Annotated in this window: 13 protein-coding genes; 6 read left to right on the plus strand and 7 right to left on the minus strand. The window is 71.0% G+C overall.

The window, feature by feature from the left end; genetic code table 11:
• Positions 1 to 89: 89 nt before the first annotated feature.
• The 4 genes from OG714_RS12955 to OG714_RS12970 all read right to left on the minus strand — a co-directional run bounded on the left by OG714_RS12955 (position 90) and on the right by OG714_RS12970 (position 9,159).
• Positions 90 to 950 carry a hypothetical protein gene (locus OG714_RS12955; RefSeq protein WP_406120664.1) on the minus strand — a complete coding sequence of 287 codons (861 nt, stop codon included), beginning with the start codon at positions 948 to 950 and terminating at the stop codon, positions 90 to 92.
• The gene (locus OG714_RS12960) at positions 947 to 6,199 is read right to left on the minus strand and encodes a caspase family protein (RefSeq protein ID WP_406120666.1); all 5,253 of its coding nucleotides are present in this window, start codon (positions 6,197 to 6,199) and stop codon (positions 947 to 949) included. The genes OG714_RS12955 and OG714_RS12960 overlap by 4 nt, the downstream gene beginning before the upstream one ends.
• Positions 6,200 to 6,297: 98 nt before the next feature.
• Positions 6,298 to 8,031, minus strand: a complete 1,734-nt coding sequence (locus tag OG714_RS12965; RefSeq protein ID WP_406120668.1) for a DUF2264 domain-containing protein — start codon at positions 8,029 to 8,031, stop codon at positions 6,298 to 6,300.
• 84 nt (positions 8,032 to 8,115) lie between these two features.
• Positions 8,116 to 9,159: a rhamnogalacturonan acetylesterase gene (locus tag OG714_RS12970; RefSeq protein WP_406120670.1), complete on the minus strand. Its 1,044-nt coding sequence runs from the start codon at positions 9,157 to 9,159 to the stop codon at positions 8,116 to 8,118.
• Positions 9,160 to 9,346: 187 nt separating this feature from the next.
• Between OG714_RS12970 and OG714_RS12975 the strand changes: the two genes are divergently transcribed.
• Both OG714_RS12975 and OG714_RS12980 read left to right on the plus strand, forming a co-directional pair.
• Positions 9,347 to 11,026, plus strand: a complete 1,680-nt coding sequence (locus OG714_RS12975) for a rhamnogalacturonan lyase B N-terminal domain-containing protein (RefSeq protein WP_406120672.1) — start codon at positions 9,347 to 9,349, stop codon at positions 11,024 to 11,026.
• Positions 11,027 to 11,065: 39 nt separating this feature from the next.
• Complete coding sequence (locus OG714_RS12980) at positions 11,066 to 12,139, plus strand: pectinesterase family protein (RefSeq protein ID WP_406120674.1); 1,074 nt, start codon at positions 11,066 to 11,068, stop codon at positions 12,137 to 12,139.
• Positions 12,140 to 12,147: 8 nt separating this feature from the next.
• On the opposite strand, the gene OG714_RS12985 is transcribed toward OG714_RS12980, so the two are convergent.
• On the minus strand, positions 12,148 to 13,560 hold the full coding sequence (locus tag OG714_RS12985) for an RICIN domain-containing protein (protein ID WP_406120675.1): 1,413 nt from the start codon (positions 13,558 to 13,560) through the stop codon (positions 12,148 to 12,150).
• Positions 13,561 to 13,770: 210 nt separating this feature from the next.
• On the opposite strand from OG714_RS12985, the gene OG714_RS12990 reads away from it, so the two are divergent.
• On the plus strand, positions 13,771 to 15,879 hold the full coding sequence (locus OG714_RS12990; protein WP_406120677.1) for an autotransporter: 2,109 nt from the start codon (positions 13,771 to 13,773) through the stop codon (positions 15,877 to 15,879).
• Between the two features lie 155 nt (positions 15,880 to 16,034).
• Positions 16,035 to 16,964: a homocysteine S-methyltransferase gene (gene mmuM, locus OG714_RS12995; RefSeq protein WP_406120679.1), complete on the plus strand. Its 930-nt coding sequence runs from the start codon at positions 16,035 to 16,037 to the stop codon at positions 16,962 to 16,964.
• Between the two features lie 9 nt (positions 16,965 to 16,973).
• Here the strand turns inward: mmuM and OG714_RS13000 are convergent, their stop codons facing one another.
• Together OG714_RS13000 and OG714_RS13005 are read right to left on the minus strand one after the other, a co-directional pair.
• Entirely contained in the window at positions 16,974 to 18,026 is a 1,053-nt protein-coding gene (locus OG714_RS13000) for a LacI family DNA-binding transcriptional regulator (protein WP_406120681.1), read from the minus strand.
• A gap of 181 nt (positions 18,027 to 18,207) precedes the next feature.
• On the minus strand, positions 18,208 to 19,806 hold the full coding sequence (locus tag OG714_RS13005) for a carboxylesterase/lipase family protein (protein WP_406120682.1): 1,599 nt from the start codon (positions 19,804 to 19,806) through the stop codon (positions 18,208 to 18,210).
• Between the two features lie 285 nt (positions 19,807 to 20,091).
• On the opposite strand from OG714_RS13005, the gene OG714_RS13010 reads away from it, so the two are divergent.
• Both OG714_RS13010 and OG714_RS13015 read left to right on the plus strand, forming a co-directional pair.
• Entirely contained in the window at positions 20,092 to 21,105 is a 1,014-nt protein-coding gene (locus tag OG714_RS13010; RefSeq protein WP_406120684.1) for a hydroxyacid dehydrogenase, read from the plus strand.
• A gap of 120 nt (positions 21,106 to 21,225) precedes the next feature.
• Positions 21,226 to 22,317 carry a LacI family DNA-binding transcriptional regulator gene (locus tag OG714_RS13015; RefSeq protein WP_406120686.1) on the plus strand — a complete coding sequence of 364 codons (1,092 nt, stop codon included), beginning with the start codon at positions 21,226 to 21,228 and terminating at the stop codon, positions 22,315 to 22,317.
• The last annotated feature ends 169 nt before the right edge of the window (positions 22,318 to 22,486 follow it).

Consider the following 22,486-nt stretch of genomic DNA (forward strand, 5'->3'; position numbering starts at 1 on the left):
GATCACGTTTAGCGGAGTTCACACGGTCGGTGTGGTGTGCGGGAGAGGCAAGCGCGGGTCCACCCCGCACCACCTGTCCCTGGCCGCTCTCAGCCACTCCGCCTTCCTCGCATCGCTGCGGCGATCGCCCGCCCTGTCTCCCGTGCGGTGAGATACGGCAGCACATCATGAGCCTTGGCTCCGTTGTGCACGAGGAGGTCGGTGACGCGGTTCCCGAAAGTCGGTGCCAGTTCCTTGGCCAGGGCCACGGCATCGCCCCGGTCGGCGATGTTGGTCCAATACTTGACGGAGGCCGGCCAGCGGGCACGTCCGTCGCGCGGGGCTGGAACCAGACGGTCGAGGACCAGACCACGTACCGCGAGCGGTGAGCCCAGGGTGACCAGGGTGAGGTCAGGCAACTCCGGGTGGGCACACAGCGTCTCGTAGGCGACGACGGAGCCCAGTGAGTGGGCGACGACAACCTCGGTCCGTTCGGTCAGGGCGGCGAGGAAGCGTTCCTGGACGGCGGCGCGCACGTCCGGTTCGGTGAAGTAGCGGCGGACCTGACGGGCATCGGAGATCAGCAGCCGATCGCTGAGACCGGCGAAGAAAGCGGAGTGGCTGAGGGCGTTCAGGGCGCGCTGCACCAGGTGAGGGGTACGGCCTCGCGCTGCCGCGTCCGGTCCCGGTACCCGACTCTCCATCCGGGCCGCAGCCTCCCACCAGGCCAGCAGCAGGTCCCGTTCGAGCCCGTCCTCGACGTCGGAGGCGTCCAGTTCGGGCTCGCCGAGGCCCCGGTGGCCCACGGGTCGGAACACGTCGCCGTAGAACGCCATGGTCACCTCCTGCCGCTCCAGCGTCGCGCCGGCGAGGGTGACGCCGTCGGCGAGGGCGGGGTACCAGTCGGCGAGGAGGGAGTGGGGGCCCTTGTGCTGCTGGGCTATGCCGTGGAGAAGGACGAGGCGGGTCATCGGGCCTCTCCCTCGCCGGGCTCCAGGACTTCGCGGATGTTGAGGCCGAGGACCATCAGGCCCATGTCCGTCGCCAGGCAGACATGTCCGGAAGGGGCCGGGGCCACTGCGTTGATGCCGCCGCCCACGTCGAGTTCGGCGGTCCAGCCCTGGTGTCGGGTGTCCCAGACGCGCACCCGGCCGAAGTCGTCACCGGCGATGAGGAACGGGACTCCTTTGATGTCCGCCGCTCTGAGGGCCCGGGCCCGGGAGGGGAACGGCTCCAGTTCGGGCCCGGTGACGGCCCGGGTCTCCAGGTCCCGGAAGACCAGCCGGCCATCGCCGCAGCCCACGACGAGGAGCCCGCCGTCGTGGCGCACGAAGTCCACGCTGCACGCGCCCCGTTCGTGCCCTGTCAGCGGCTCGCCGACCGGGTCGCCGGTGCGCAGGTCCCACAGCCGTACCGTGCCGTCGAGGGAGGCGCTGGCGAGGAGTTCCCTCTCTCCCACCCGGACCGCGCGCAGATCCAGGACCTGCGCCGTATGGCCGGGCATCGGAGGGCAGACGGGGGCCTGGGTGCGCGGGTTCCAGGCGTGCAGGGTGAAGTCGCCCGCGACGGACACCACGGACGCCGTGCCTTCGATGATGTGCAGGGAAGCCCGCCAGGACGTGCCGAACCGTTTGCCGAGGCGCCTGCGCGGCACCAGGGTCCAAGCGTCCGCTTCCGTCCAACTGCTCGTCACGACCACCGTCTCGTCGGTCAGACGGGCGCCGACGCCGTGGAAGGCCTGGAAGGTGGCGGAGGTGATGTGGGGAGCGACCTGTGTCCCGGTGTCGAGGTCGTGGAAGCGAACGCCTCCGTAGTAGCTTCCGGTCACGACCATCGCTTTGCCATCAGGTGTTGTGACGACGTCCGCGGAGACAAGACCGCGGTCCACCCCACACAGAGGCTCCCCGAGCGGGCTCATGGTGCCGATGTCCCAGACCTGCACCTCACGGGCGAAGGCGGTCAGTACCACCGGTGCCCCGTCGACGGTGCCGAACGCGGGCGACGGGCAGGACCTCATCGCGTCGTTGATTCTCGTCAGGCCTTCCAGCGGCGGGTCCAGGGCTGAGGCCGTGTCGAGGTCCCACACCCGGACGGTGTCGTCGTAGGCGACGGAGGCGATCAGAGTGCGGCCGCCGGTACGGGCGAGAGTGGCGGACAGTACCCCGTTGGTATGTCCGACCAGCGGTCCGCCGGCTGACGCGCGGGTCGCGATGTCGTGGACGTACACGCCGTTTCCCTCGCGGCTGGACAGGACCACCGGGCGGTCGCCGAGGAAGGCGACGCCCAGGGCACGGGCGTACAGCGAGAGGTCCTCCAGATCCAGGTGGGCCTCCAGGGTGCGGGTGCCCTGCGGATCCACGCGCCAGACGTACGCGTGGTGGAACTCGGTCACGACGGCGATCCGGAGCCCACTGCCGGCCGTGCGGACGGCCAGCCCCTCGATACCACCGATGTGGGTGTCCAGGGGTGGGGCCACGGGCTCGCCGGTGGCGTGCCGCCAGATCCGGACCGTTCCGTCCTCGCTGCCGCTCACCAGCACGGCGGCACCGTCGAACATGCCGAGCGCTACGCATCGCACCACGTTCGTGTGCCCGGCCAGCGCGGGTCCTGTGGGCCGACCGGTAACCGGGTCCCAGCATCTGACCCGGGTGTCCTCGCCTCCCGTGACCGCGACGGGCCTACCGCACACGGTGCCCAGGGCCACGGCGAGCACACGCCCCTGATGTCCTTCCATCGTGCGGCCGATCTGTTCACGGGTCCGCAGGTCCCACAGCCGGGCCGTGCCGTCGGCCCCGCCGGTGAGCGCCAGCGGGCTGCCCCGGATCTCCTGGACGGCGACGGCGTGCACCTGCCCGCTGTGCCCCTCGTTCGGCTGGTCGGCGGACAGGTCCCAGACGCGCGCCGTCCGGTCGTTGCTGACGGTCACCGCCAGGGACGTGTCCCCGCGACTGGTCAGGGCCGCGGCGCAGATGTCGTCCATGTGGCCGCGCAGTGGGGGCACGAGCTGACTCAGGCTCGGCAGATCCCACAGCCGAGTCTCCTCCCGGCCGCAGGTCAGCGCGACGGTACGGCCGTCGAAGCTGCCCATCGCGGCGGACAGCACCCCGCTGCGCTCGTAGTAGCGGTGCGCGACGACCGGTTCTCCGATCTGTCGGCGCTCGGCGAGATCCCACAGTGCGAGCGTGCCGGTCATGTCCCCGACCAGCAGGACGGTACGGCCATCCACCTCACCCGTGCACAAGGACCTGACGCCGTCTGCGGGCCCGATCAGCGGGCTGCCGTCGACCCGCGCGTCACCGCCGTTCAGGACGTCGGTGAGGTCCCATATGCGTACGGCCTTGTCGTCCCCGCCGGTGACGGCCAACGCGCGTCCGTCCACCTTCGCCAGGACCGCGTCCCACACCGTGCGCCGATGTCCGGACAGCGGCGCTCCGAGCTGCCTGCGCTCGGCGAGGTCCCACAGTCGCGCCGTCCCGTCACCGCCGGCCGTCAGCGCCACCGTGCGGCCGCCCAGGGTGCAGACGCGGATGACCTGGATCACGTTGGTGTGCCCGGTAAGCGGCGAGCCGTACGGCTGGCCGGCCGAGAGGTCCCAGATCCGCACCGTGCCGTCGACGCCGCCGGCCAGGACCACTGTGTACTCGCCGAGTTCGCTGATGGAGACCGCGCTCACCGCGATATCCATCGCCAGCGGCTCGCCGATCTGTCGCTGGGTCGTGAGGTCCCAGACCCGGACCGTGCCGTCCCGGCTGCCGGTCACGGTGACGGGACGTTCGTCGAGGTGCCCCACAGAGACGCAGGTGACGCTCCTGGTATGACCGCTGAGCAGCCGGTGGGCACCACTCGCCGACCACCATGCCCAGCGCGCGGTCCAAGGCAGGGCAACGCCGAGGCGTTCGACGCGGTAGGCCAGGCCGTCGGCCTCGCAGCGCCGCGCGGACAGTTGGAGGTCGGCCGCGCGGGCGCCGAGCGAGCGGTCGGGGGTCAGGCGGTGCGCCACCTGTTCGTAGGCGGTGCGGATGCGTCGTGAGGCGTCGCCGTCGACCGACGCCAACGCGCGCAGCAGGCCCAGGGGTTCGCAGGCGAGCAGAAAGCCGGGGTCCTCGATGAGCCCGGCGAGCCGACTGGCGGCCGCGGCGTGGATGGCCAGATGCTGACGGACGTAGGGTGCCGCGGCGAGCCAGTCCCGTCTGCCGTCGGCGACGGCCGGGACGACCGACACAAGGGCGTCGACGACGGCACGCTGGATCTCGACCGTCGCCCGCCCGGCCGTCCTGCGCAGATGCTCCGCCAGCGCCTTGTGGTAGAGCCGGTACACCGAGCGCCGGTCGTCGTCGACCACTTCCGCGACGTAGGCCTCCGCCACATCGAGGGCCCAGGAGACGTCCGCCTCCGTGCACTCGACGCCCGAGATCACGCTGCTGAGCCTGGTCCAGATGCGCCCGCGCGGCAGGCCGGTGCCCTCGGAGAAGGCGAGGGCGAGCAGCATGCGGCGGACCCTCGGCTCGTCGGGGCCGAAACGAGCGAGGTAGTCGTCGAAGGCCTCGCCGATCTCGCTGGGCAACTCGTCCGCCCAGCCGGGGCGTTGGGTGTCGACGGCGACGCGGTCCGAGCGCAGGGTGCGGGCCGTGGTCCGGGCGTAGAGGTATACCCCGGCGGCCCTGGCGGCGACTCCCGCGGCGACGGCCCCTGCGAGTTCGGGACGGTCACGGTAGGGGCTGTGGACCTCGGGCTCCTCCGTGGCGAGGAGCATCCTGGTGACGTATCCGGCGACGTCACCCTGCTCCGCCCGGTAGCCGGGGATGTCGAGGTCGATGCAGTGGAAGGTGGGGCCGAGCGGGGTGACCAGTTCGTGGCGGGTACCCACCAGCAGCCGTACGCCCTGGATCTCGGACATGGGCCGCAGCAACTCGCGGGTGATCCGGCGGGGTTCGCCGTGCCCGCCTGCGTCGGCGGCCGTGTCGGAGCCGGCCTCGTCGACCGCGTCGACGACGATGACGACCGGTGGGCCCTTGCGACCGCGCCGGGTGAGTTCCTGGAGGAGGGCGGCGGAGCCGTCGACACTCACCCCCAGGTTGTCCGCGATACGTTCGACGATCTCGTCGAGCCGTTTGTGGCGAGCGTGCACCGCGGCCGTCACGCATCCCTCGGGGACGATCGTCGCGGCGTCGAGCGCGCCGAGGTCGAAGCGGGGGCGGTAGCCGGGATCGGACAGGGCGACGACCCGGCCCAGGACGGCCGACTTGCCGCAGCCCGGCCGGCCAGTGACGACCCGGCCCCGGCCGTCGCCGTCGTCGCCGGTCAGCCACGCGGTGAGTTCGGTCAGGACGCGGGCGCGCCCGCTGAAGTACAGACCGTGCTCGGACTCGAACTCGACCCCTCGTGAGCGCGGCCCGAAGTGCTCGGCGAGGTCCTGCCCGGCCACCCGGCGCTGGATCTCCAGATCGGTGCCGATGGGCGGAAGCGCCTCCCGATAGCCGGAGTTGGGCAGAAAGGGGGCCAGGCCGGTCACCAGTCCGCTGGCGAGTTCGGCACGCTGGCCGAGACCGTCCGCCTCGAAGCGCTCGTTGACGGCCTTCACCAGTTCGGCGAGGTCGAGATACTCCTGCCGCTGCCCGGTTCGCCCGGTGGTGATCTCGACGGCGGAGTTCAGGGCCGTGACGAACCGCCCTTCCTCCGCGATGTCCTTGCGGCGGGCGGAGGCAAGGAACCACAGCCCACTGGAGGTTCCATCACCGCCGTGCCGGTAGGCGATCGACTGAAGCGCGAGCGCGGCGGCCTCCGCTCCGCCGGCCCCGCCGGCGCAGGTGTCCAGAACGAGCAGGAGATGGCGCAGTTCGCCCCGGCACAGGATGCGGACGAGGTCCTCGGTGGCCAGGGCCGTGGTCGCGGCGTCCTCGTCGGCCCGGGAGTCCCAGCACAGCAGGTAGTGCCGGTCACGGTCCTGGACCAGGCCGTGTCCGGCGAAATAGAGGACGACCACGTCGTCGGTGGTGAGGGCGGCGTCGGTGGACCAGTGGCGCAGCTTCTGGCGGATCTGGTCGGCGGTGTCGTACTCCCCGAGGCCGGGCAGGACGGGCTGGTAACCGAGGCCCGCGAACAGATCGCGCACGGCGCGTGTGTCCGCGGGGACCTGCCCCAGCTGTTCGTGCGCCGGGAGGTGGCAATAGCGGCCCACACCCAGCGCAAGGAAGAATCGCCGACCGACCCGCAGCGCCATCGTTCGCCCCCCGCAGCACTCCCATCCACTGTAGCGGCGCGGTCACACTCCGGGACCATCCTTTGCACATGCCCAACGGGCTTGTCCCCGGCCTTTGTTCAGCCGGCGATCGTGACCTGGCCCGACGCCAGCCGCACTTCTTGCACGGGTCCGTCCGTCCAGCGGACGACGAATGTGTCCGGGCCGTCCACCTCGACGGCGACCGCTTCCGTCAGCGGCGTGTCCGCCTCGGCGGTGAGCCTGGCGAGCGCGACGAAGAGGCCTGGCTCGGCGCCGACGGTGCCGGTCAACTCGCCGATGGCTCCGGCCTGTCCACCATCGACGCCGCTCGACGCGGTCTTCACCTCCGCCAGGCCCGCGACAGGCAGGATTTCGGAGCGCAGGCCGGAGCCCGCCGCCCAGCCGGTGGCCCGGATCGTCGTCCCTTCGGACACCTCCGTCACGCGGAACGCCCGTACCTCCACCGCACCCCGCGCCAGCACGACGCTCGTCACCTCGCCGCCGGAACCCGTCCGATGCCGGGAGGCAACCCACCCCTCCCCCACCCCCAACGGCACGATCCCCGTACGGCTCGCATCGCCGCCGACGATCACGCTGTTGTCGTACGACGACGAGGGCTCCGTAGCCGTGGAGTAGGCGAGGCGCGTGTAGTACGGGTCGTAGCGGACGTCCTCGCTGCCGTGGTTGTGGAGGCGGACCAGGCCGTCCGAACGGGTGGACTGGAGAAGCCAGTTGGCCGGGCGGATCGGCGTCACCGCATCCGCCCGCTCGGCCGGGCCGGGTTCCTCAGTGGCCGTCCAGACCTCGTGGTCCGGTGGGAGGAGCAGGCCGAGGAAGCCCTTGCTGGCCCAGTACGGGGACGCTGGGCCCGAATAGCCTTGCAGGACCGCCTCGTTGGGGCCGTGCCAGCCGAGGGTCAGCAGGCCGCGGTCGTCCACCGCGCCCCGGTCGAGGAAGTACCGAAGCGCGCCCGACGCCAGCCGTCGCGTCTCCCCCGGCGACAGCGGCGTACGGCCCGTCAGCGCCCCCAGCCACAGCGGAGCCGTCGTCGCGAAGCGGTAGGTCAACGACCGGCCCTGGTGCATCGGCGCGCCGTCGCCGCCGAACAGGCGGGCGTAGTCGGCGAGATGGCGTTCCAGGCGGCCGCCGTAGAGGTCGAGGAGTCGGGGGTCGTCGGCGAGCCAGGCGTGCAGGACCGGGTAGAGGTGCATCGCCCAGCCGTTGTAGTAGTCGAACTTGCGGCCGTCGCCGTCCGTGTACCAGCCGTCGCCGACGTACCACTCCTCGATGCGCTCCAGGCCCCGGTCGACGGCCTTGCGGGACGCCTCCGCCTCGTAGCCGATCTCCTGGAGGAAGCCGCCGACCGTGACGGGGAACAACTCCCAGTTGCAGGGCCAGGGTTCGGCGGTGAGGGCGTCGGCGAGCCAGGCCGCCGCGCGTTGTCGTACGGGCTCGTCGAGGCGGTCCCAGAGGAGGGGGCGGGTCAGGCGCAGGGCGAGGGCGATCGAGGCCGCCTCGACCAGGGGCTGGCTGCGGTCCTCGATGCTCGGCCAGACGCCCGCGACGCCCGCCGCCAGGCCGTCCGCGTAGCGCTCCAGTGCCGTCTCGTCGCGGCGGAAGGCGGCCAGCAGCAGGGTGCGGGCGTAGCCCTCCAGGCCGTCGGAGAGGCTGCCGGACCAGCTCGTGCGGTTGCCGGGGAGGTGGTAGAGCGCGCGGTCCTCGGTCGCGTACGGCTCCACCGCCGCGAGGAGGCTGCCGGCGGCCGTCTCCCAGTGGGCGCGGGTGTAGCCGGTGCGGGGGCTCAACACGCGGTCGTCGGCAGGCAGTTGCATCGGCTCGCTTTCACACGCACGGCGGGAGAGTGGAACCTGGGGCGCCCCGGTTCCGGTCGGAACGCCCCAGGGGTCTTTCGGGTCTCACCCCACTCGTACCCGGTACTCCGGCAGCAGATGCCGGGCGACGAGTGTGTCGCGGACCAGGCCCGCGTACACCGTGGCACCGTACGCGGAGGTGTGCGTGTTGTCCTTCTTCTCGTTGTAGAGGTAGATGGCCTTGGAGCCTTCCACTCCCAGCGATTCCACCAGCGCCTTGGTCTGCGCCGTGAGGTCGATCAGCGTTACCCCCTCGGCGGCGGCGACCGAGCGGACGACGCCCGGCAGATCCACGCCGAGTCCGTTCACCAGCAGCGCTGTGTTGTTGTTCAGTGTGCCGTCGGCATTGAACCAGCGTCGGACGATCGGTGTCACGAGGACGGGACGACCACCCTTGTCACGGATACCCCCTATCAGGGTTTCCAAATTCGCGCGGTACGTCGCCTCGTCGGTCGTCTTGTCGTTGTGCGCGAGCTGTACGAGCACGAGGTCACCAGGGTGGATCAGCGGCTGAACCGTCCCCCACAGCAGGGGATTCTCCAGATAGGTGACCGTACTCTCCCCGGAATCCGCGTAGTTGGCGACGGAGATGCCCTTCCGCAGGAACTGCGGGAGCTGTTGACCCCAGCCCGAGTACGGGTCGCCCGGTTGGTCGCAGACCGTGGAGTCGCCGATCAGGATGATCTGGCGGGTGTGGTGGGCGGGCGTGACGCGGATGCCGGCGAGTGCGGGGGCCGTGCCGCCGAGGGTGAGGTCGAGGCCGGGGGTGCCGTCGGGGCCGGTGGGTTCGCCCTCGGGCGTACGGACGTCGACGGTGAAGCTGCGGGTCACCGTGCGGCCGGCCGCCGTGGCCGTCTCGGGGAGCAGGGAGCGCCGGGTCTCGCCCGTGATGGCCGTACTCGCGGCCGTCGCGCCGCCGAGGCGGACCGTGACGTCGTAGGTGCCCGGTGGGACGTCGAAGTGGCAGGCGGTCGCGGTGCAGTTGGCGAGGCCGAGCGGGGGCGTGCGGTCGTGTGCCTGGGCGGGTGCGGTCGACAGGGCTGTACTCAGGGTCAGTGCGGCCAGCAGGGCGATGTTGAAACGTCTCATTCGCGGCTCCTCCGTCCGACGACAAGGCCTGGCCGTGGACCGTACCGCTCCGGACAAGCGCTTTCTAGACCTGCGTCAGATTTCACGTCATCGCCAACTCCAAGGATGCGAAAGCCCTTTCGCGAAATCGATTCAACTGCCACCCTCCAAAGCACCCGCACCCCCACCTCCCGAAGGAGGCACCCCCATGTCCGGTTCTGTGAACAGACCGGTTCGCCGCCGCACCTTCGTCCTCGGCGCAGCGGCTACGGCCGGTTCGGCGGCGCTCGCCGGGCCGCTCGCCGAGACCGCGTCCGCCGCGAGCTTCGGCTACACCGACGACGGCTCGAACTACGTCGTCGACACCGGCGCGAGCCTCGTCTTCAAGGTCAGCAAGACGAACGGCGACCTGACCTCGCTGGTCTACAAGGGCACCGAGTACCAGGGCTACGGCGGCAAGAACTCGCACGTCGAGTCCGGCCTCGGCACCTCCACCGTGACGATCGCGCAGTCCGGCACGACGATCCTGATCTCGGTCACGTACGGCACGCTGAAGCACTACTACGCGGCCCGCAGCGGCGAGAACAACGTCTACCTGTGGACGAACAAGGCCGACACCTCGGTCAGCGCGACCCGCTACATCGTGCGCGTCAAGGCCGGCCTGTTCCTCAACGACGAGCCGGATTCCTACACTTACGCGCCGACCACCATCGAGTCCGCGGACGTCTTCGCGAAGTCCGACGGCCAGACCCGCTCCAAGCACTACGCGAAGAAGCGGGTCATCGACTACGACTACGTCGGCTGGACCACCGGCAGCGTCGGCCTGTGGGTCGTGCGCAGCAACCACGAGAAGGCCTCCGGCGGCCCCTTCTACCGCTCCCTGCTGCGCCACCAGAGCGCGGACGGCGGCGGGTTGTACGAGATCCTGTACTACGGCGAGAACCAGACGGAGGCGCAGCGGTTCGGTCTCCAGGGTCCGTACGTCATCGCGCTCACGGACGGCGGCGCGCCCTCCTCCTCGCTCTACCCCGCCAACCTCACCACCACGTGGGCCGATGCGCTCGGCATCTCCGGCTACACGGCGGCGAGTTCGCGGGGCCGGGTCGCGGGCGTGGGCATCACCGGGCGCGACACGGCATACGCGTACACGGTCGGGCTCGCCAACTCCGCTGCCCAGTACTGGGGTTCGGCGCGGGCCTCGGACGGCTACTTCTCCATCACCGGAGTCCTGCCGGGGACCTACACCCTGACCGTCTTCAAGGGTGAACTCGCCGTCCACACCGGGTCGGTGGCGGTCACGGCGGGCGGGACGACGACGCTGAACAGCATCGCGATCCCCTCCTCGAACGACCCGTCCAACGCGAGCGCGATCTGGCGGATCGGCAACTGGGACGGCACGCCTGGCGGGTTCAAGAACGCGGACCTGATGACGTACGCGCATCCCTCGGACGTACGGGCCGCGTCCTGGACCGGCAACGTCGTCGTCGGCAGCGGGACGGAGACCTCGGCGTTCCCCTGCTATCTGTGGAAGGACGTCAACAGCGGCATCATCGTGTACTTCAAGCTGACGGCGGCTCAGCTCGCCGCCGCGCACACCCTGCGCATCGGGGTGACGACGGCGTACGCGAACGGCCGCCCGCAGGTCGTCGTCAACGACACCTGGACCTCGGCCGTCCCCTCGCCGCCCACCCAGCCGAGCACCCGGTCGCTGACCGTGGGCTCGTACCGGGGCAACAACAACACGTTCACGTACAGCGTTCCGGCGTCCGCCTGGCTGACGGACGCCAGTGCGTACAACACGCTGAAGATCTATGTGGCGAGCGGCTCGGGGACGACGTCGTTCCTGAGTGCCGGTACGTCGGTCGACGCGATAGATCTGCTCGCCTAGAGGCGGCAACTCCCGGGCGGGGGACGGCGACTTGTAGGCATGACAGAGCCGAAAACGCACCGCCGCTCCCCCGCCCGGCACCGGGCCGCCGCCATGGCGACCGGTACCGCGGCCGCCCTCGGGCTGGTCGCGGTGTCGCTGGTGACCCAGGCGCGGGCCGCCACCGTCATCACTGTCGCCAAGGACGGCTCGGGCCGCTACACGACCGTGCAGGCCGCCGTGAACGCGGCCACCGCCGGTGACACCATCTCCGTCGCGATGGGCACGTACGCCGAGATCGTCAACGTCCCTTCTGGGAAGACGGGGTTGACCATTCAGGGCGCCACCGGCAACGCCGAGGACGTCGTCATCACCTATGACCGGGCCGCCGGTTACACCGACGCCGGCGGCAACAAGTACGGCACGCTGGGCAGTTCGGTCGCGACGTTCTCGGCGAGCGGCCTCACCGTCACCGGGATCACCGTCCAGAACACCTTCGACAAGTCCGCCCACCCCGAGATCACGGACACGCAGGCCGTCGCGATCACCGCGCAGGGCGACCGGCAGACCTTCACCAACGACCGGTTCGTCAGCCGCCAGGACACCGTCCTCAACTGGTCGCCGTCGTCGACCGGCCAGTACCGGCAGTACTTCTACTCGTCGTTCATCTCCGGCGACGTGGACTTCGTCTTCGGCAACGCGACCGCCGTGTACGACCGGGTGAACATCCAGCTGCGCAACTCGGGCGCCGCTGCGGGCGGTCTCAACGGCTTCCTCTCCGCGCCCAACACCAGTTCCGCGAAGACCTACGGCATCCTCGTCACCGGCAGTTCGGTGAGCAGCTCGGCGGCGGCCAACACGTACTACCTGGGCCGCCCTTGGCACCCGACGGCGGACGCGGTGGGCCAACTGGTCGTCCGGCAGACCTCGTTGCCCGCCGCCGTGAAGGTCGCCGGGCCCTGGACGGACATGAGTGGCTACTCGTGGAAGAACGCCCGGTTCTTCGAGTACAAGAACACGGGCGCGGGCGCGACGGTGAACTCCAACCGCCCGCAGCTCACCGACTCCCAGGCCGCGAGCTACACGGCCCAGAAGTACCTGGCGGGCACGGACGGCTGGAATCCGGTCCGGTAACCGTGCGCTCAACTACCGCGCGTCCACTGCTGGTTGGTCGCCCCGCTGCACGTGTAGGTGATGATCGCGGCGGAGTTGGCGGTGGACGCGCCGGACACGTCCAGGCACTCGCCGCTCGTCCTGGCCTTGACGAGGACGTAGCTGCCCGACGTGGTCAGGCTCCACTGCTGGGCGGTGGCGCCGGTGCAGTTCTCCTGGGTGACGTTCGTCGCGTTCTCCTGGAGGCACAACGAGCTGCCCCGGCCCATGAGTTCGTAGTAGCCGGTGCCGAGGTCCTTGAACCACCACTTCTGGTTGGTGCCGCTGTTGCAGGTGTACTGGCTGATCGCGATGCCCTGCCACAGCGACTGGTTGGCCACGTCCGCGCACTTGCTGCTGTTGCGCGATATGAGCGTGTTGTACGTCGCGCTCGTCCCGCTGATCGTGCCGGCGGCCGTGTCGACCGACACCTCCGGGTACCAGGACGCCATGGACATCGAGGTGGTGGTCGGGAAGGTCAACGGCAGCCAGACGTAACGGGAGTCGTTGACGGTGCCGCCGAAGGAGTTGCCCCAGCGGTCGCCCATGTAGAGGTACGAGGTGCCCGAAGTCCCCGTGACCGGAAGGACGTAGGCGGTCTGCGAGTTGTACGCGGTCGAGTCGCCGACGTTGGTGAAGGCCGTCCACGGACCGGTGATGCTGGTGGCGGTGGCGTACTGCTGCTGGTTGGCGCTCCAGCCGGTCGCGCCCGAAGTCAGCATGAAGTAGACGCCGTTGCGCTTGAAGAGGGCCGGTGCCTCGCGGTGCCCGCCCACCCACGGGTTGGCGACCAGGCTGTCGATGGCGGTGTAGTCGGCGGTGAGCTTGTAGATGTGCAGGTCGTAGTTCTCGTTGGCGGCGGAGACCATGTAGGCGGTGCCGTCGGTGTCGACGAACGTCGTGATGTCCCGGGACATGTTGTCGCCGAGCGGCTGGAAGCTGCCCTGGTAGGTGTAACTGCCGTCCACGGTCGAGGAGACGGCGACGGCGGCCTTCGCCTCGCTGTAGTCGACGCCGTTCTCCTTGTGCATCCACATCACGAACTGCCCGGTGGACGCGTTGTAGATGACCTTCGGCCGCTCGATGTACGCGGTGCCCAGCTCGGAGGCGCTGGACTGGGTCAGGACGTGGTTGCGGAACTCCCAGTTCTTCAGGTCGGTGGAGCGGTACGCGTCCACGTACTTGAAGGTGTTGTCGGAGTTGCGGTCCTCACCGAACCAGTAGTAGTAGCTGCCGACCTTGATCACCCCTCCGCCGTGCGCGTGCACGGCGTTGCCCGAAGTGTCGGTGAACTGCGTGCCGTTGGTGATGGTCTGGGCCGCGGCCTGGGCCGGTCCTGCGGTCACCAGTGCGGCGGCGAGCACGCAGCACAGGGCGACGAGGATTGTGTACACACGTCTCATCTGACGCCTCTCGAAGGTGGGGGGACAGAGCGGGGAACGGTGGGGGGTTCGAGGTACGACTCAGGGTTTGGTTCGGGATCTCGTACGCCATCTGTCATTACGAACGCCGAAAAGGTAAGGGTGTGTTACGGGAAGGTCAACGGGTCGCGCGTGACAAAGATGGACGCGAGATTTCTGTTATCGCCGCCGCCGACACCCGTCTCCAGTGACGTGCGCAGCCATACCTGCAAGACCTCAGCCGCCCTGGGCGCCTTCGCGACCGTCGCCTTCCTGGTCGCGGCTCCCCCGGCCTCCGCGGCCGGCGCCCGTGACGCGACCGCCGACGTCCTCGCGGACCGGGACGTCACGCTCACCGGTGACACGGTGGTCACCGTGCCGTCCGGGACGACGACGTACGACGGGGTGTTCCGCGGCCAGGGCACGCTCACCGTGCGCGGCGGCGGGACGCTGATCCTCACCAAGGACAGCGACTTCACGCTCCCGGCGTCCCGGCAGCGGCAGAAGGTGACCACCCAGGGCGGCAACCACCCGTACACCACCGTCAGCAACCCGGACCCGCCCGCGATCACGGTCGCGAGCGGCACAACTCTCCAGTACGGCACGGGTGGTGGGACGGGCCTGATCGGCCACTTCCCCTACGGCACACCCGGCTACCAGCTCAACGAGCTGAACGTCCGGGTCGACGGCACCCTGCGCCTCTCCCTGACCCGCACCTTCAACATCGGCACCATCAGCGGCTCGGGCCTGGTCACGCAGCCCCGCAACATGTGGGGCACCCTCGACCTCGCCGGAACTCACCCTTTTTCAGGGGTGATCGACAACGGCACCGGCATGGCGGTCGGCCGCCCCGAGTACCCGGTGGCGCTGCCCGACGCCCGCGCGATCCTCAACCAGGGCTCCTGGATCATCGACACCCCGCTGTACCAGACGATCACCCTGCGCCAGAACTTCTACCAGCGGGAGTACGGCAGCGACGTCAACGTCCACTCCCGGCCGGGCAGCAAGGTCGTCCTCACGGGCCAGTACAGCTACAGCGACCAGGGCGGCGACACGAACCCGTCGCTCAGCGACCCGGACCTCAACTGGCGTGCGATCGCCCACCAGTTGAACAAGCGCGGCACCAACATCGAGGGCGCGGACGTCCAGTGGGGCGACGGCACCACCCACCGCATCTTCATGCCCGGCACCAAGGACACCGTCTACATCAACCTCCATGCGGCGAGCGGTGTCCGGTCCCGGCTGACCTTCGACTACGACGGGCCGGTCACTCTGGGCGCGCCGATCGGCGGCGGCAGGTACCACGACACCCTGGCCGCGCCCGGCGCCGGTGACATCGTCATCGCGGGGACGCGCGGGAACAACGTGACCTTCGCCGCGCCGCAGTACTACGACGGGTCGACGACCGTGGAGAAGGGGGCGGTGCTGCGGCTGGGATCCGGGAAGCGGGGCGGTGACGGCGGACTGCTGACCGGCACGGAGGGGCGGCGGATCGTCGACGACGGGACCCTCGTCCTGCGAAACGTGTCACTTCCCACGAAACTGTCACACCTCGGCGGCAAGGGGTCCCTGGTCCAGTCCGCCGCCGCCACGACGACGCTGACGGGCCCGGCGGTGACGTACACCGGGACGACGACGGTCGCCAAGGGCACGCTGGCGCTGCGGTCGGGGGCAACTCTCGCCCGCAGCAAGGCGATCCGGCTCACCTCGGCGGGTGCGCGGCTGGACGTGGGGACGGCGGGGCTGCGGGTGGCGACCACGCTCACCGGCTCGGGCACGGTGAAGGGTGCGGTGACGAACGACGGCGTGGTGACGACCGGGCTCACCGTGACCGGGAACTACACGCAGAGCGCGAAGGGCGAACTGGTCCTGCGCGACAAGCCGTTGAAGGTCGCGGGCAAGGTGGGCCTGGCGGGCGACCTGGACCTTTCGGCCGCCGGGACGCACCCCGCGCGGACGGTCACGATCCTCGACCACACGGGTGACGGCTCAACGACGGGCGCGTTCACCGGACTTCGTGAGGGCGCCAGGCTGAAGCTCGCCGACACGACATACCGCATCAGCTACCGGGGCGGCGACGGCAACGACGTCGTGCTGACCGCCGTCACCGCGAGCAGTGCCTCGGCCACCGCCCACTCCGATCCCAAGTCGTCCTCCGGCACGACGGTCACCGAGGCCCGCACGGCGAACACCGCGCGCGGCGACGGCTTCGGCTGGTGGCCGTACGCGCTCGGACTCGGCCTGCTGGGCGGCCTGCTGGTCCCGGCGACCAGGCGCACGCGGGGTGGCGGCAGGCGCGGGGGCGGGAAGCACGCGGCGTAGGCCCGCGCCGCGTACCGGGGCAGGCTGCCGGCCGGGGCGAACGGCAGGCCCTGGCGTCCCGGAAGGGATTCCCCTGCGGGGTCCACATTCCGGGCATTCCGTTCGCCAGGTGGACGCGGATCCGTCTCCTCGGCCGTATCGACTAGCGTCGTGACATGACCAGCTATACCTCCGCCCCGTTCACCGACGCCCTCGCCGCCGGGACGCTCGCCCTCGACGGTGGGCTGTCCAACCAGCTCGGGGCGGCCGGGCACGACCTGAGTGACGAGCTGTGGTCGGCGCGACTGCTCGCGGACCGGCCCGAGGCGATCACCGAGGCGCACCTCGCGTATTTCGAGGCGGGCGCCAACGTGGCGATCACCGCCAGCTACCAGGCCAGCTTCGAGGGCTTCGCGAAGCGCGGGGTCAAGCGCGACAGGGCGACCGAACTCATCGCCCTGAGCGTGGAGTTGGCCCTGGACGCGGCCGTGGAGGCGTGGCGGCGGGGCGTCGAGCGGCGCCTCTACGTGGCGGCCTCGGTCGGGCCGTACGGCGCGATGCTCGCGGACGGCTCCGAGTACCGCGGCCGGTACGGGCTGAGCGTGGCCGAGCTGGAGGCCTTCCACCGGCCCCGCATGGAGGTGCTGGCCGCCGTCGGCCCGGACGTGCTGGCCCTGGAGACGATCCCCGACGCCGTCGAGGCCGAGGCGCTGCTGCGGGCGGTGCGCGGGCTGGGCGTGCCCGCCTGGCTGTCGTACTCGATCGCCGGTGACCGCACCCGTGCCGGCCAGCCGCTGGAGGAGGCGTTCGCGCTGGCCGCCGACGTGGACGAGGTCGTCGCGGTGGGCGTCAACTGCTGCGCGCCCGAGGACGTCGACGCCGCGGTCGAGACCGCGGCCTGCGTCACCGGCAAGCCCGTCGTCGTCTACCCCAACAGCGGCGAGACCTGGGACGCCGAGGCGCGCGGCTGGACGGGCCGGTCCACGTTCACCGCCGAGCAGGTCGAGGGCTGGCTGGCCTCCGGCGCGCGGCTGGTCGGCGGGTGCTGCCGGGTGGGACCGGAGGCGATCACGTCGATCGCGCGGACACTGGACGGGGCCGCCTGAGCGCCCTGCCTAGGACAGGGCCGCGATCGAGTCCCGCACCACCACGTGCGTGCCCAGCAGCAGGTGCTCGTCCGGTGACTCCCGCGTGCGGCCCAGCGCGGTGCGTACGGCGAGGCGGCCGAGTTCCTCGTAGGGGACGTGGACGGTGGTCAGGGCCGGGTACAGGTCGCGGGCGAACGGGATGTCGTCGTAACCGGCCAGCGAGACATCGCCGGGGACGTCCAGGCCCGCCTCGTGCAGCGCGGTCAGCGCGCCCGCCGCGACCATGTCGGTGGCGGCGACCACGGCCGTGAACTCCAGTTTCCGGCTCAGGGCGAGCCGCATCAGCCGGTGGCCCGAGTCGCGGGTGAAGTCGCTGTGGAGCAGGAGTTCCGGGTCGGGTTCGAGGCCCCGGGCGCGGTGGGCGGCGAGGTAACCGCGTTCGCGGCCCTGCGCGGTCGCGTGGTCCGGCTTGCCGCCGAGGAACAGGACGCGCTGGTGGCCCTGGGCCAGGACGTGCGCGACAAGGGCGTAGGCGCCGCCCTCGTTGTCGTACTCGATGACCGTGACCGGTGCGCCCGGGCCGAGCGGCGGTCGCCCGCAGAGCACCAGCCGCGAGCCCGCCGCCGCGAGCGAGTCGGCGATACGACGGGTGCGCTCGCGGTACTCGGGGGTGTCCGCGGTGCCGCCGACGAGGATCACGGCGGCGGTGCGCTGGGCGCGCATCGTCTCGATGAAGTCCAGTTCGCGCTGGACGTCGCCCTCCGTGCTGCACACCAGGCAGAGGTGACCGAGCCGGGTCGCCTCGCGCTCCACGCCGTGCGCCATCAGCGCGAACGACGGTCCCGTGATGTCCTCCAGGACGAAGGCGAGGGTCGGCGTCCCGACGCCCGCCACGGCCTTGGCGCGGGCGTCTGCGACGTAGTCCAGATCGCGCACCGCCCGCAGCACGCGCGTGCGGGTCGCCGTGCTCACCGGGTAGTCCCCGCCGAGCACCCGCGACACCGTGGACGCGGACACCCCGGCTCGGGCCGCCACGTCCCGGATGGTGCTCCCGTTCGCGTCCTGGCTCTTCCTGGTCATGTACCGCCCCGCCCCTCCCCGGCCTGTGGCAACACTCCGGCAACCGGTTCCCTGCGCGGAGAGTAGCAGCGGGTGAGCGGCACGAGGAGAGGTGTGCGTCGACCAATTCGCTTACGTCAGCGGGCGGTTGTCGGCACCCCGCGTTGGGCAACCGGTTTCCGTCCCGCACCCGCGCCCACCCTCACGACGAGCGCCGCACATCCCCCGTCCGCCGCAACCGCCGTACCACCGACCGCAGTTCGGTGGCGCTCCGCACGGGCGGCGCGTCCTCGGCCGGATCGACCGTCTCCTTCGCCACGGCGTCGGCCGCCCACAGGGCGAACTCGGGGTCGCGCGGCCCGTGCGCGACGTACGGCGCGCCCTCGCCGAAGATCCGTACCGGATGCGTGTCGTCCCAGGTCCGCCAGCCGGGGTCGCCGTCCACGGCGAACCGCACCCAGGCCCCGTGCATGGCGTCGGCCAGGTCCTGGGGCGCGCCCTGGCCCGCGAGTTTGGCGGACTCGGGGATGTCGCCGGTGTCGAAGACGAAGCCGAGTTCGAGGGCGTGGCAGGAGCCCAGGTCGGGGAGGTTGGAGGGCCAGGCGAACTCGTACACGTGGGAGTTCCCGGGGCGGGCGTCGGCGAGGCGGTGCAGCGGGTAGCGGAGGAGGTGGTCGGTGACGAGCTGGCCGACGGTCTCGGCGGTGCCGGCCGCGGGGTGCAGGGCGCGGTAGCCGCGCGGGACCTCGACGCCGCAGTGGCAGCGGGCCATCGCACCGGCCAGGGCGACCGCGCCGAGCCGGTCGACGCGCTCGTGCAGACCGCCGGGGACCAGCCACAGCCGGTACTCGTCGCGGGTCCAGCCCAGCATCAGGTCGACGCCCCGGGCCGCCTCGCCGTCGACAAGGGCCTCCAGCGGATCGCGGGGGACGAGATCACCGTCGATGACGATCCCGAACGTGGGGCCGCCGAGCACCGGGCTGCTGAGTCTGCCCACGTCGGCCTGGGTGCGGAGCAGCAGTTCGCGGTCGACGGCGGCGAAGGCCTCGGCGGTGGCGGGGATCTTCAGCCGGGTCGCCATCCGGCGCACCATCCGCCGTACCTTGTCGCGGTCGAAGGCCTCCGGAGGCCCGCTCTGGAGCACGGCCCGGCGGATCAGCCCCTGGGCCTGCGGGGCGGCGAGCAGCGCGCCGATGCTGATCGCTCCGGCGGACTGCCCGAAGAGGGTGATCCGGTCGGGGTCGCCGCCGAACGCCGCGATGGACTCGTGCACCCAGCGCAGCGCGGCGAGCTGGTCGCGCAGGCCGGGGTTGGCGGGGGCGTCCGGGAAGAGGCCGTAACCCTCCACGCCCAGGCGGTAGTTGACCGAGACTAGGACGACACCGTCGCGGGCGAAGGCGTGTCCGTCGTAGACCGGCACGGCCGACGAACCCCGGGTGAGCGCGCCGCCGTGCAGCCACACCATCACCGGCAGCCGGGCGCCTGGGCCGGGGTCCGGGGTCCACACGTTGAGGTTGAGACAGTCGTCGCCGGGCACGACGGGGTCGGAGAGCAGTTTGGCGAAGGCTTCGGAGTACGGCGGTTTCGGCGCGGTCGGTCCGAAGGCGAGCGCGTCGCGCACCCCGGTCCAGGGCTCGGGCGGGACGGGCGGGCGGAATCGCCGGGGGCCGATGGGAGGGGCCGCGTAGGGGATGCCCCGGAAGACCGCGATCCCGTTCTCGTACCGGCCGCGCACCGACCCGTAGGGGGTGCCGACCACGGGGTTCGTCCGCTCTGCCGTCTGCGTCGTCGTCGCTGTCATCCGCCCACCAGCTCCTCACCACGCTCGTGAACCGCACTGCTCATCAGAGCATCACACCAGGCCCGGCTATTCCGGCGGACGAGCGCGGCTGGACGGGTCATGGCGGGTCACCCGGGGGCGGACTACGTCTCCTCGGGCCGGGCGGCGATCGAAAGGTTTCCGCGTGCCGCACCCTCTCTCACCGATTGACCCCCGCTCCACAGCAGATCTACGGTAGAAGACGCTTTCAGAAAACGTTTCCGACATCATTCCCACGTCGTACTCACGCCGCACTACTGGAGGGTCATGCCCAGCGCCCAGCTGCCGAGGGCCGTGTTCGCCATGGATCCGGTGCACCTGCCCCTGCTCTTCCCCCCGCCCCTGATGGCACGGCTCCGGCAGACGGCCGAGATCGAACCAGGGCTCGTCGTACGGGACTTCGGCGCCCCCGAGGCCGCCGAGGCCTTGGCGAGGGCCGAGGTGCTGATCACCGGCTGGGGCTGCCCGCACCTCGACGCCGACGCCCTGGCGACGGCACCCCGGCTGCGTGCCGTGCTGCACGCGGCGGGATCGGTGCGTTCGCTGGTCGGCGAGGCCCTGTGGGAACGCGGGGTGACCGTCTCCAGCGCGGTCACCGGCAACGCGCTCCCGGTCGCCGAGTACACCCTCGCGATGATCCTGCTCGCCGGGAAGGACGCCTTCGCCCAGCGGGAACGCTTCCGGCACGCGCACGCGTACCCGACGCCCGCCGAGACCGCGCCGATCGGCAACCTCGGCCGCCGCATCGGCGTCATCGGCGCCTCCCGCGTGGGCCGCCGCCTGCTGGAACTGCTGCGGCCGTACGACTTCGAGGTCCTCCTGCACGACCCCTACGTCAGCGTCACCGAGGCCGCCGCGCTGGGAGCCGAACTCCTGCCGCTGGACCATCTGTTGAGCGGCAGCGACATCGTCAGCCTGCACGCCCCCGACATCCCCGAGACGCAGCGCATGCTGGACCGCGGGCGGCTCGCCCTCATCCGGGACGGCGGGGTGCTGATCAACACCTCGCGGGGCGCCCTGATCGACCACGACGCCCTCACCGACGAGTTGCTGTCCGGCCGGCTGACCGCGATCCTCGACGTCACCGAACCGGAGCCACTGCCCCCCACCTCTCCCCTGTACAAGCTGCCGAACGTCTTCCTCACGCCGCACATCGCGGGTTCCCTAGGCAACGAGCTGGCGCGGCTCGGCGGCATCGTCGTCGACGAGCTGGAGCGCCTCGCCGCGGGTCTGCCACCGGCCCACGAGGTACGGCACGCGGACCTGGCCCGTGTCGCCTGATCCGCGCCGTCCACAGGCCCGCGCACCGGGAACGACCGTGGGATACGGTTTCCGGACCGGCGCGGGAGCAGGTCCCCGGGCGCCCGGTGGAAACGTGGTCATGGTGAAGGAGTCGCTACGGTGAGTCAGCGCAAGGCGTCGGGCGACGTCGGCCGGGCGACGATCCGGGACGTGGCGGAGCGGGCCGGCGTCTCCGTGGCGAGCGTCTCGCGCGTGCTGTCCGGCAACTACCCGGTGTCGGAGGAGCTGCGCCGCCGGGTGATGAAGGTCGTCGGCGACCTGGACTACGTCACGAACGCGCACGCCCGTTCCCTGGCCGGCGGCGGTACGCCCACGGTGGCGATCCTCATCAACAACATCACCGGCGCGGCGTTCGCCCACGTGGCCAAGGGAGTTGAGGGCGCGGCCACGCTGCGCGGCTGGCTCTCCCTGGTCGGCACGACCGGCGACGACCCGGAGCGCGAGCTGGCGCTGGTCAACCTCATGCGCCAGCAGGGCGTCGCCGCCGTGGTGTTGCTGGGTGGCGCGTACGACGTCGACGAGTACCAGCTGCGGATGGCCCGCTTCGCCCGCTCCCTCGACGCGGCGGGCTCGCACCTCGTCCTCGTCGGCCGCCCGCCGCTGGAGGGCGACGTCCCGGCGACGACGGTCGACTACGACAACGAGGGCGGCGCGTACGCCATGGCCAGCCACCTCCTCTCGGCCGGTCACCGCCGGGTCCTGGTACTGCCCGGACATGCCGAACTGACCACGGCCCAGGGACGGTTGAGGGGGGCGCAACGGGCCTTCGAGGCGTACGGCGTGCCGTTCGACCCGGGGATGGTGCGGCACGGTCCGTACGACTACGAGCACGGGTACGAGGCGGTGGAGGACACCCTGAAGGAGGGCGTGGACTTCACCGCGGTGCTGGCGGGGACCGACGTGGTCGCCGCGGGCGCCATGCAGGCACTGCGCGCGGCGGGCCTGCGGGTGCCCGAGGACGTGTCGATCGTCGGCTACGACGACATCCCGCTGGCCTCCCAGCTCACCCCTCAACTCACCACCGTGCACGTCCCGTACGAGGAGATGGGCCGGGTCGCGCTGCGCGCGGTGGCGGACCGGCGCGAGGGCGGCGGCACGGGCCGGCGCAGGGGCGGCGACGGCGACCATCTGGTCCTGGGCACGCATGTCGTCGTACGGAACTCGGTACGTCCGCCGGCCCTGCGGGACTAGCGCAGGGACTGCCGCACAGGCCGGCACAGAACACGGAACCAGGGCGTTACGTAACCGGTTTCTCTTCAAATCCCCTGGCCAGACGGGGTCTGTTCTGGGCGATCGCAACAACTTGCTGCACACCTCTTGCTCCGAACAGGCCATCCTGCCTACCTTCACAGCAACCGGT

This window comes from Streptomyces sp. NBC_00989 (assembly GCF_045162655.1).
In the GTDB taxonomy this organism is placed as follows: Bacteria; Actinomycetota; Actinomycetes; order Streptomycetales; family Streptomycetaceae; genus Streptomyces.